Genomic DNA, 8,811 nt, shown 5'->3' on the forward strand with positions numbered 1-8,811 from the left:
ACGACAGCCATGTCCGCCGAAACCGCCACCAGGGCTCTCTTCGTGTCGCTGGGACCGCAGCGCTACCGCGTCGAAAGGCCGTTCGGGGCCTTCGACCGCGGGAACGCTCTGGTCAGCGACGTCGCCTGCGACAGTCGCGGTCATGTCTTCGTTCTGCTGCGGCTCGATCCGCTGGTCGATGAGCCGCGTGACCCCGTCGTCGAACTCGATCCGCAGGGCCGGGTTGTCCGGTCGTTCGGCGCCAAGGACGTTCTTGACGCCCATATGCTGGCGGTCGATCCCAAGGACCGCATCGTCGTCGTCGATCGCGACGCCCATCGCCTCGTCGTCTTCAGCCCTGACGGAGCGGTGACCCAGACGATCGGATCGCCGGAGCGCCCGGGCGAGCCCTTCTCGCATCCGTCGGCGGTCGCCTTCGCGGCGGATGGCAGCTTCTATGTCGCCGACGGCTATGGCGCCTCGCGGGTGCAGCACTTTTCGGCGGCGGGCGATCGCATCGGCAGTTTCGGCCGGCGCGGCCAGAATCCCGGCGAATTCAGCACACCGCATGGCGTCTGGATCGACTGTGACGGCCGGGTCCTCGTCACCGATCGCGAGAACGACCGGCTCCAGGTCTTTTCGGCCGCGGGAGAGGCATTGGCCCAATGGCCCGACCTGCCGCGGGCGATGGATGTCTGGAGCGACGCCGGGGGCTCGGTCTTCGTGACCGACCAGGTCCCACGGCTGTCGCGCTACGATCGCGACGGCACCCTTGTCGGATCCTGTCGGCCTGTCCTGAACGGCGCCCACGGCATCTGGGGCACGGCTGACGGCACGCTTTATCTGGCCGAGGTCAATCCGAGCCGCATCACCCGTCTGACGCCGGTCTGACGCCAGCCCGGAGCGCGACAGGACGAAGCGCCCGCGCCTCGTCCAGCAGCCGGGGGATCTCGAAAAGGCTCTGACAGAGGCCGTCGGCCGCGCCATCTCCCAGGTCCGGACCGAAACCCACGACGAACAGCCCCGCACGGCGCGCCGAAGCCGCGCCCGTGGCGCTGTCCTCGACGGCTGCAACCTCATGGGGGGAGAGGCCGAGCATTGCGCAGGCGCGTCGGTAGGGTTCAGGATCCGGTTTGCCGCAGGCCACATCATCGAGGCTGATAGACCCCGCGAGGTAGGGTGCGAGCCCGAGGGCGTCGATATTGGCATCGACCACGACCCGGTTGGAGTTCGACACACAAACCTGAGACAAACCGGCCGCGTGGAGGGATTGGATCACCTCACGCCCTCCAGGAATGGGCACCAGCGGCGCAGCATCGGCGACATAGGCGCGGTTGATCGCCTCGAGCCAGGGCTCCCGCCCCACATGGCGCGGATAGCGCGATTTCAGGACATCCCACACGTCCAGCATGTGAACGCCGCGGAAAGCCTGATCGGGCAGGTCGTCGAGAGCCACGCCGAGGGCGCGGGATGCCGCCAGCAGTGCGCGATGATGGCGCGGCTCGCTGTCCACCAGCGTCCCGTCAATGTCCCAGGCGATGGCGCGGATCACGCCGGCCGCTCCGCAAGCCGACGGTAGAGGTCGCGGTAGCGGCTATAGCCCCGCCGGTAAGCAGCCGCCGACGCACCGTCAGGGGCAAAGCTTCGGCCCGGTGAGACGAAAGCCTTGAGACCGTTCCAGTCCGTGACGAGCCCGGCACCAATGGCCGCCGTCCAGGCCGCACCGAGGCAGGACCCCGGATGGCCGGCGAGGGTTTCGACCCTGGCGCCGATGACGTCGGCGACAATCTGCATCCAGAGCGCGCTCTGCGAGCCGCCGTCGGAAGCGAGAAACCGCTTCGGCTCATGGCCCATGTCCCGCAGCACTTCCAGATGGTGCAGCAGCGCGAAAGCATAGGATTCCAGGAGGGCGCGCCAGAGATGGCCGAGATCGTGGCTCAGGGTCAGGCCGTCGATGATCCCGCGCGCGTCGGCATCATGGACGGGCGTCTTCTCGCCGAGAAAATAGGGGACGATCGTCAGCCCCTCGGCCCCAGCCGGCCGATCCGCGGCGAGACGATCGAGATGCTGGTGGATTGTCAGACCGGCCTTCGCAGCTGCCGCGACCTCACCGCCCGCGAAGGTCCGAGCGAACCAGTTCAGCGCCGAGCCGCCGGTCGACATGCAGCCGTTCGGCATGAAGAGGCCGGGCACCAGATGGTAGTCGAGATAGAGCCGCGGATCGGGCTGGACCCTGTCGGTGGCGACGAGGATGTCGACCGAACCGCCGAATTTCAGCAAGACATCGCCCGGCTCAGTGACGCCGGCGGCGAGCGCCGAGGCGATCATATCGGCCGCGCCGCCGACCACGGGCGTTCCCGCAGCAAGCCCGGTCTCGGCCGCGGCCGCTGCGGAGATCGCGCCGATGATCTCCTGCGACAACGCCTTCGCCGGCACGGCCGCACGCGGCACATGCGCGTGGGCGATGAGATCGTCGGCCAGCTTGTGCGTTGCCAGGTCGACGAATCCGGCTTCGAGCGCCCAGTTCTGCTCGATCCGCCGCTCACCGGTCAGGCGGAAATTCACATAGTCATAAGAGCCGAAGACGGTCGCGATGCGGCCGAACACGTCCGGCTCGTGACGCTCGATCCAGCGCAGCTTGGCGGCGACCAATTGCTGGTTGACGCCGTTGCCGGCGCGCCGGATGAAGGCGGCCTCATCGATCTCCCGACGCAGTTCCTCCACCTCGGTCCCACAGCGCCCGTCGCTCTGCTGGATGCTCGGGCGCAGCACCTCCCCGGCGGCACCCAGCAGCACGACCGCAGGCAACATGCCGGTCGTTCCGACCGCGGCGATCTCCGCGGGATCGATCCCGCTGGTCTCGATCAGCTCGCGCGTCAGCGCACAGACATTGCCCCACCACTCGGCCGGGACTTCCTCGCTCCAGCCGGGACGGGGTGAGTGCAGCGTCACCGGCCGTGAGGCGAGACCCAGAACCTTGCCGGGCAGGTGCACCAGGATCGCGATGGTGGACGTGGTGCCAACATCGATGCCAAGGACGCAGGCCATGGCCGTCCCCCTCAGCGCAGGCTTGCCACCCGGTCCATGAAGCGCTTCACCCGCGCCCCTTCGACCGGGTTCCAGGTGTTGCCGTCGACCTTGAAATGGGTGCCGATGACGACGCCGCTGGCCATGGCCAGGATGTCGCCGACATTGTCGATGTTAACCCCCGTATTGGCGAAGACCGGCACGTCCTTGACCGTCTCGCAGACGGACCGCAACTGCGAGGCCTCGGCCGGCTGGCCGGTGAGCGGGCCCGATACCAGGATCGCGTCGGCCATCGAGGAGAACACGGCACTGCGCGCGCGCAACTCGATCGGTCGCTGGTCGAGCGAATGGGCGAACTCGGCATTGATGTTGAACAGCATCTTCATGTCCTGCCGGCCGAGCGTCCGGCGCAGCCGGGCAGCGGCGGCGCAGTCGGGTTGCCACAGTCCCATGTCTGAGGCGAAGAGCCCCGTGAAAATCTCCCGCACGAAGCTGGCGCCAGTGACGGCGCCGATCGAGACACTGGCTGTCGGGTCCCACAGGTAATTGACCCCGAACGGCACGGCGAGGTGCGGCTTCACCGCCTCGACCACGGCTGTCATGGCCGCGATGCCCTCCGGCGGCGCCTTGAAGACATAGGGCCTGTCGTTCTCGTTGCCGAACATGATCGCATCGACGCCGCCGGTCTGCAGTTTCTCGACATCGGCGAGAACCCCGTCCACCAGCTTGGCCATGCCGCCGTCGGCGTCATAGTTCGGCGTCCCCGGCAGGGCGCCGATATGGGCCATGGCGATGACCACCTTCTTCTTCTCGCCGAAGCACGCGAAGACCATTGGTTCACTCCCGAGAAAATGAGTCGCAGCGGCTCACGCCGGAGCTTTCGATGGGACGGCGATGCGGACATCGATGCCGCCGGCCGAAAGCACGGCCGCCAGGGCCGGCGGCGGCGGGGCGTCCGTCACCAGAATGTTGATCTGGGCGAGGGCTCCGATATTGACCAGCGACATCCGCTGGAACTTGGAGGCGTCGCAAAGAACAATCCTGAGGCCCGACCGCCGCAGATAGACGCGCTTCAGCTCGGCATCCTCGACGGAATAATCGAACAGGCCCTCGGGCGTGATGCCGGAGACGCCGATGACCGCGACGTCGAACCAGAGCGGCTCGAACTGCGCCACCGCCGAAGGACCATAGGTCGACATCTCGTCGGCACGCAGCAGACCGCCGGCGACATAGATGTCGGGCGACGCGCCATCGAGGGCGGCCGCGATCCGCAGACTGTTGGTAAAGATCTTGGAATGGGCCAGCGACCGGAGGTGCGGCGCCATCAGGAAGGTCGTGGTGCCGACATCGAGGGCGATCGTGCGGTAACGAGCGACGAGTTCGGCGGCGGTGGCGGCGATGGCCTCCTTGCCCTCTTGCTGCCGACGCAGGCGCGACGCGAAGCTCGGCTCTTCGCTGTCCATGGCGGCCGGCGGCAGATGCGCGACGGGAAGCGCGCCACCGTGGACGCGTCGCAGCCGTCCCTCGGCCTCCAGTTCGATCAGGTCCCGGCGGATCGTCATTTCGGAAACGGCGAGCCGGGTCGATAGCGTCCGCACGACCACCGTGCCTGCGGCAGCAAGCTCATCGAGGATCGCGGCCTTCCGCGATGGCGCGAGCAGGCTCACGCCCCCCCTGCCCTCGCCACCCGACCGATCCAGACCATGTTCAGCCACCATCATCCCGAGCTCCGCCCCGTGACCTGTCATAGCCCGATAGCGCACATTATCAAACATTAATTTCATCCTTGATGGCTGTTATTGTTTGGTATCTATTGAGCCGACGAGGAGCTTCGAGGATTCATGGCCGCTGCCCCCTCCTACCCCGAACTGGCCGGCAGGAAGGCGCTCGTTACTGGCGCGGCGTCCGGTATTGGGCGGGCCATCGCCACAGCCCTTGCAGCCCAGAATATGATCGTCGGTATCGCCGATATCGACCAGGCAACCGCCGGGGCGACCGCGGCTGCGATCGGTGGGATGGCATTCGCGCTGGCGATCGATGTAACGCAACGGACGCAGGTCGAGGAGGCCTTTGAGAGTTTCATCACGACGGCCGGCGGGTGCGACCTTCTCGTCGGCAATGCCGGCGTGTCCACCATGCGGCGGGCGGTCGACCTCACCGACGACGACTGGGACTTCAATTTCGCTGTCAACACCAAAGGCGTCTTCCTGACCAATCAGGTTGCCGCGCGCCATTTCCTGGCCCAGGGCTCTGGCTGCATCGTCAACACCGCGTCCCTCGCCGCGAAGGTCGGCGCTCCTTTACTCGCCCACTACTCCGCCTCCAAATTCGCCGTCCTCGGCTGGACGCAGGCCCTCGCGCGCGAACTCGCGCCCGCTGGCATCCGCGTCAACGCCGTCTGCCCCGGCTTCGTGAAAACGGGCATGCAGTCGCGCGAGGTCCTCTGGGAGGCCGAGTTGCGGGGCATGACCCCGCAGGCTGTGCTCGCCGACTATGTCGCGCAGACCCCGCTCGGTCGGCTGGAGGAACCTGAGGACGTCGCCGGCGTCGTCGTCTTCCTCGCCTCCGACCAGGCGCGCTTCATGACCGGACAAGGCATCAACGTGACCGGCGGGGTCTATACGACATGACCGCGCCAGAACAAACATAACCACACATCAAGAATCAACATCCTGATCGTTCCTGTATCACAACCAATAACGCCAATCGAAGACAGAGGGATAGCGTCATGTCGGAGTCCACCCCTAAGTCCGCAAAACCGGGCCTTCCCGTTCTTGACCGCCGCCTCGTCATCGGCGGCCTTGCCGGGGCCATCGCGACGCCGTTCGTCGGCGGCCAGGCGGTGGCGCAAGCGCGTTTCCAGCCGCCGGCGGCCCTCGCTGCCAAGGGCGTCATCACCTATTGCGCGACCATCGATAACCCGCCGCGCGCCTTCTACGACAACCAGCAGCGTCCGACCGGCTTCGAGGTCGAACTCGGCACCGAGATCGCCGCGCGCATGGGCCTGCGGGTCAACTGGGTGCAGCTCCGCTTCGTAGGCCTCATTCCGGCGCTCCAGGCGCAGCAATGTGACGCCCTGATGCAGGAGCTCTTCATCCGCCCGGAGCGCCTCGAGATCATCGACATGATCCCCTTCTCGCGGACCGGCCAGCGGCTCGTCACGACCAAGGCCTCGACGCTGCAGGCGACCTCGCTGGAGGCCCTGTCGGGCCGTAAGATGGCCGTGCCGAACGGCACCACGATCCACAACCTGGTCAACGAGGCCAATGCCAAGCTCAAGGCTGAAGGCAAGCCGGAGATCAATCTTGTCGTCCTGCCGACGACGACCGAGACCTTCCAGCAGCTCGCCACCGGCCAGATCGAAGTGCTGGGCACGACGACGACAGCAGCCTCCTACTATGTCGGCCTGCGTCCGAACGACTTCAGGCCACTGGGCGAGCCCTTCGGCCTCATTGGCACCGGCATCGGCCTGCGCAAAGGCAATACGGAACTCCTCAATCCGATGAAGCAGAGCTTCGATTCCATCGTTGCCGACGGCACCTACAAGCGTCTCATCGACAAGTGGGCCATGCAGGGCTCCGAACTCTGATGGGCTTTGACTGGGCCTTCTTCTGGAGCCGGCTCACGGATCCGGGGGATCTCTATATGATCGCACTCGGGAGGACGGTCCTCATGGCCGTCCTCGCCATGCTCCTCGGCCTGGTCATCGGCGTTCTCGTCGGCTTCGGACGGCTGTCGAAGTTTGCCCCCATCAGGGCCGTCTGCGCGTTCTATGTCTGGCTGATCCGCGGCATCCCGGTGCTGGTTTTGCTGGTCTTCTTCTTTTCCGGCCTCGCAGCGGCCGGCTTCTTCCGCTTTTCCGATATCACCCTCTTCGGCATCACCATGTCCGCCTCCTTCCAGGCGGCGGTGCTGGGTCTCGCCATTCACGAAGGCGCCTATATGGCCGAGATCGTGCGCAATGGCATCCAGGCTGTTCAGCGCGGCCAGATCGAGGCGGCGAAATCACTCGGCATGGGCACGTTCCAACTCACCCGACGCATCATCCTCCCCCAGGCGACACGGGTCATCGTCCCGCCGCTCGGCAATGACTTCAACCACTTGCTCAAGACCACCTCGCTCGCCAGCGTCATCGGCGTGCAGGAGATATTCCAGCTCACCGAGAGCATGTCGGCGACGACCTTCAAGACCTTCGAGCTGCTCATCGTCGTCTCGATCACCTACCTCGCCCTCACCACCATCTGGAATGTGATCCAGGGGCTGATCGAGGCCCGTCTGCGCCGCCACGAGCGTGACGAGCAACCGGCGACCCTGGCGGCGAAGATCGCCTATTTCCTCTGGCCCCGCGGCGACGCCGCGATGGAGCGCCGCTGATGACCGGGGCGGATGCGGCGCTGGTGCGCGCCGACAACGTGCACAAGTGGTTCGGTCAGAACGAGGTGCTGAAGGGCGTCAGCCTGCATGTCGGGCGCGGCGAGGTCCTGTCGATCATCGGCCCATCCGGCTCGGGAAAAAGCACCTTCCTGCGCTGTATCAACCAGCTGGAGACCTATCAGAAGGGCCGCATCCATGTCGGCGGCGAACTCATCGGCTTCGAGGACCGGGGCGGCAGACTGGTGCCGCTGCCCAATCGCCGTATTGTCGCGCAACGCCGCAACATCGGCATGGTGTTCCAGCAGTTCAACCTGTTCTGGCACATGACCGTGCTGGACAATATCATCGAGGCCCCGATGCTGGTGCTCGGCCAGCGCCGGGCCGAGGCCGAGGCGACGGCCATGGCCCTCCTCGAACGCGTCGGTCTTGCGGAAAAAGCCCACGCCTATCCGATGAAGCTCTCCGGCGGGCAGCAGCAGCGCGCCGCCATCGCCAGGGCCCTCGCCATGAAGCCCGACCTGATGCTCTTCGACGAGCCGACCAGCGCCCTCGACCCGGAGACGACCGGCGAGGTCCTGAACGTCATCGCCGACCTCGCCAGATCCGGCATGACGATGATCGTGGTGACCCACGAAATGGCCTTTGCCCGCCAGGTCTCCGACCGCGTCGTGCTGATGGAAAATGGCAAGGTCGACTGCGAGGCGGAACCGGAGATCTTTTTCCGTGATCAGCCGAGCGCGCGGCTGAAGGCCTTCCTCGCGACGATCCACTAGAGGCGTACGCCTCTTCATGCCGGAGACATGCAGCAGTTGCCGACGGTCGGCGTACCGGCGGTCGTCACCCCAGCGTGGTGACCCAGATCACCCGCGCGACCTGCTGGGTCGGGTTGTCGAACATGTGCGGCACCGTCGATGGAAAGCGGAAACTGTCGCCGGGCTCGAGCACATGGGCCTCGTGATCGAGCCAGAGCCTCAGCCGTCCGGCCAGCACATAGCCGGCCTTCTCGCCGCTGTGGCGGACGAAATCCGTCCCCGACGAACCGCCGGGATTAAGGGTGAGCGGCCGACTCCGAGCCTTCGGCTTTCCGCTTACCGGTTGGAACCGCTCGGCGCGTGCCATGGACGGGGTCGACTGCTATGCCGGCGCCGACAGCCTGCCTGCCTTTCTCGCCCACACCGACATCCTCGTCTGCCTGCTGCCGCTGACCGACGAGACCCGCGGCATTCTCAACGCGCGGATGTTCTCTGCCCTCCCCGCGGGCGCTATGCTGGTCAATGTCGGCCGCGGCGGCCATCTGGTGCAGGACGATCTCCTAGGCCGTAGACTCATTACCGCGTAGCCAAATGCGGACAGATGCGAGCTTCACGGCGGCGAGGAAGTTTTCCGCCGTCTTATCGAAGCGGGTGGCGATACGGCGGAACTGCTTGATCT

10 protein-coding genes and 2 pseudogenes are annotated in these 8,811 nt (G+C 66.1%); 6 read left to right on the forward strand and 6 right to left on the reverse strand.

The window, feature by feature from the left end:
* The first annotated feature begins 9 nt into the window (after positions 1 to 9).
* Complete coding sequence (locus Q0C57_RS06430) at positions 10 to 870, forward strand: hypothetical protein (protein ID WP_296573726.1); 861 nt, start codon at positions 10 to 12, stop codon at positions 868 to 870.
* Here the strand turns inward: Q0C57_RS06430 and Q0C57_RS06435 are convergent.
* The 4 genes from Q0C57_RS06435 to Q0C57_RS06450 are packed head-to-tail and all read right to left on the reverse strand — an operon-like array spanning position 848 to position 4,673.
* Positions 848 to 1,531 carry an HAD family phosphatase gene (locus Q0C57_RS06435; protein WP_296573729.1) on the reverse strand — a complete coding sequence of 228 codons (684 nt, stop codon included), beginning with the start codon at positions 1,529 to 1,531 and terminating at the stop codon, positions 848 to 850. The genes Q0C57_RS06430 and Q0C57_RS06435 overlap by 23 nt on opposite strands.
* Positions 1,528 to 3,027 carry an FGGY-family carbohydrate kinase gene (locus Q0C57_RS06440; RefSeq protein WP_296573732.1) on the reverse strand — a complete coding sequence of 500 codons (1,500 nt, stop codon included), beginning with the start codon at positions 3,025 to 3,027 and terminating at the stop codon, positions 1,528 to 1,530. Before Q0C57_RS06440 ends, Q0C57_RS06435 begins: the two co-directional genes overlap by 4 nt.
* Positions 3,028 to 3,038: 11 nt before the next feature.
* On the reverse strand, positions 3,039 to 3,839 hold the full coding sequence (locus tag Q0C57_RS06445; protein ID WP_296573735.1) for a BtpA/SgcQ family protein: 801 nt from the start codon (positions 3,837 to 3,839) through the stop codon (positions 3,039 to 3,041).
* 33 nt (positions 3,840 to 3,872) lie between these two features.
* A complete protein-coding gene (locus tag Q0C57_RS06450; protein ID WP_296573737.1) occupies positions 3,873 to 4,673 on the reverse strand; it encodes a DeoR/GlpR family DNA-binding transcription regulator in 801 nt (266 codons plus the stop codon).
* Between the two features lie 174 nt (positions 4,674 to 4,847).
* Here Q0C57_RS06450 and Q0C57_RS06455 point away from each other — a divergent pair, with 174 nt between their 5' ends.
* From Q0C57_RS06455 to Q0C57_RS06470, 4 genes are all read left to right on the forward strand, one after another.
* A complete protein-coding gene (locus Q0C57_RS06455) occupies positions 4,848 to 5,636 on the forward strand; it encodes an SDR family NAD(P)-dependent oxidoreductase (RefSeq protein WP_296573739.1) in 789 nt (262 codons plus the stop codon).
* A 98-nt stretch (positions 5,637 to 5,734) separates the two neighbouring features.
* The gene (locus Q0C57_RS06460; protein WP_296573740.1) at positions 5,735 to 6,595 is read left to right on the forward strand and encodes an ABC transporter substrate-binding protein; all 861 of its coding nucleotides are present in this window, start codon (positions 5,735 to 5,737) and stop codon (positions 6,593 to 6,595) included.
* Positions 6,596 to 6,651: 56 nt separating this feature from the next.
* Positions 6,652 to 7,380: an amino acid ABC transporter permease gene (locus tag Q0C57_RS06465; RefSeq protein ID WP_296573742.1), complete on the forward strand. Its 729-nt coding sequence runs from the start codon at positions 6,652 to 6,654 to the stop codon at positions 7,378 to 7,380.
* Positions 7,380 to 8,153: an amino acid ABC transporter ATP-binding protein gene (locus Q0C57_RS06470; RefSeq protein ID WP_296573745.1), complete on the forward strand. Its 774-nt coding sequence runs from the start codon at positions 7,380 to 7,382 to the stop codon at positions 8,151 to 8,153. The genes Q0C57_RS06465 and Q0C57_RS06470 overlap by 1 nt, the downstream gene beginning before the upstream one ends.
* Positions 8,154 to 8,217: 64 nt before the next feature.
* On the opposite strand, the gene Q0C57_RS06475 is transcribed toward Q0C57_RS06470, so the two are convergent.
* Positions 8,218 to 8,499 carry a cupin domain-containing protein gene (locus Q0C57_RS06475; RefSeq protein ID WP_296573749.1) on the reverse strand — a complete coding sequence of 94 codons (282 nt, stop codon included), beginning with the start codon at positions 8,497 to 8,499 and terminating at the stop codon, positions 8,218 to 8,220.
* On the opposite strand from Q0C57_RS06475, the pseudogene Q0C57_RS06480 reads away from it, so the two are divergent.
* Positions 8,444 to 8,695, forward strand: a pseudogene (locus tag Q0C57_RS06480) (NAD(P)-dependent oxidoreductase); the annotation flags it as partial. The gene Q0C57_RS06475 and the pseudogene Q0C57_RS06480 overlap by 56 nt on opposite strands.
* Here the strand turns inward: Q0C57_RS06480 and Q0C57_RS06485 are convergent.
* Positions 8,693 to 8,811: pseudogene (locus Q0C57_RS06485) on the reverse strand (IS5/IS1182 family transposase); the annotation flags it as partial. The pseudogenes Q0C57_RS06480 and Q0C57_RS06485 sit on opposite strands and share 3 nt — an antisense overlap.

It is taken from the genome of Phreatobacter sp. (assembly GCF_022843985.1).
In the GTDB taxonomy this organism is placed as follows: Bacteria; Pseudomonadota; Alphaproteobacteria; order Rhizobiales; family Phreatobacteraceae; genus Phreatobacter.

Excerpts from the sequence above, each read along its gene's own strand:
- Q0C57_RS06430 (WP_296573726.1), top strand. The coding sequence starts at position 10 with ATGTCCGCCGAAACCGCCACCAGGGCTCTCTTCGTGTCGCTGGGACCG.
- Q0C57_RS06440 (WP_296573732.1), bottom strand. The coding sequence starts at position 3,027 with ATGGCCTGCGTCCTTGGCATCGATGTTGGCACCACGTCCACCATCGCG.
- Q0C57_RS06445 (WP_296573735.1), bottom strand. The coding sequence starts at position 3,839 with ATGGTCTTCGCGTGCTTCGGCGAGAAGAAGAAGGTGGTCATCGCCATG.
- Q0C57_RS06455 (WP_296573739.1), top strand. The coding sequence starts at position 4,848 with ATGGCCGCTGCCCCCTCCTACCCCGAACTGGCCGGCAGGAAGGCGCTC.
- Q0C57_RS06460 (WP_296573740.1), top strand. The coding sequence starts at position 5,735 with ATGTCGGAGTCCACCCCTAAGTCCGCAAAACCGGGCCTTCCCGTTCTT.
- Q0C57_RS06465 (WP_296573742.1), top strand. The coding sequence starts at position 6,652 with ATGATCGCACTCGGGAGGACGGTCCTCATGGCCGTCCTCGCCATGCTC.
- Q0C57_RS06470 (WP_296573745.1), top strand. The coding sequence starts at position 7,380 with ATGACCGGGGCGGATGCGGCGCTGGTGCGCGCCGACAACGTGCACAAG.
- Q0C57_RS06475 (WP_296573749.1), bottom strand. The coding sequence starts at position 8,499 with ATGGCACGCGCCGAGCGGTTCCAACCGGTAAGCGGAAAGCCGAAGGCT.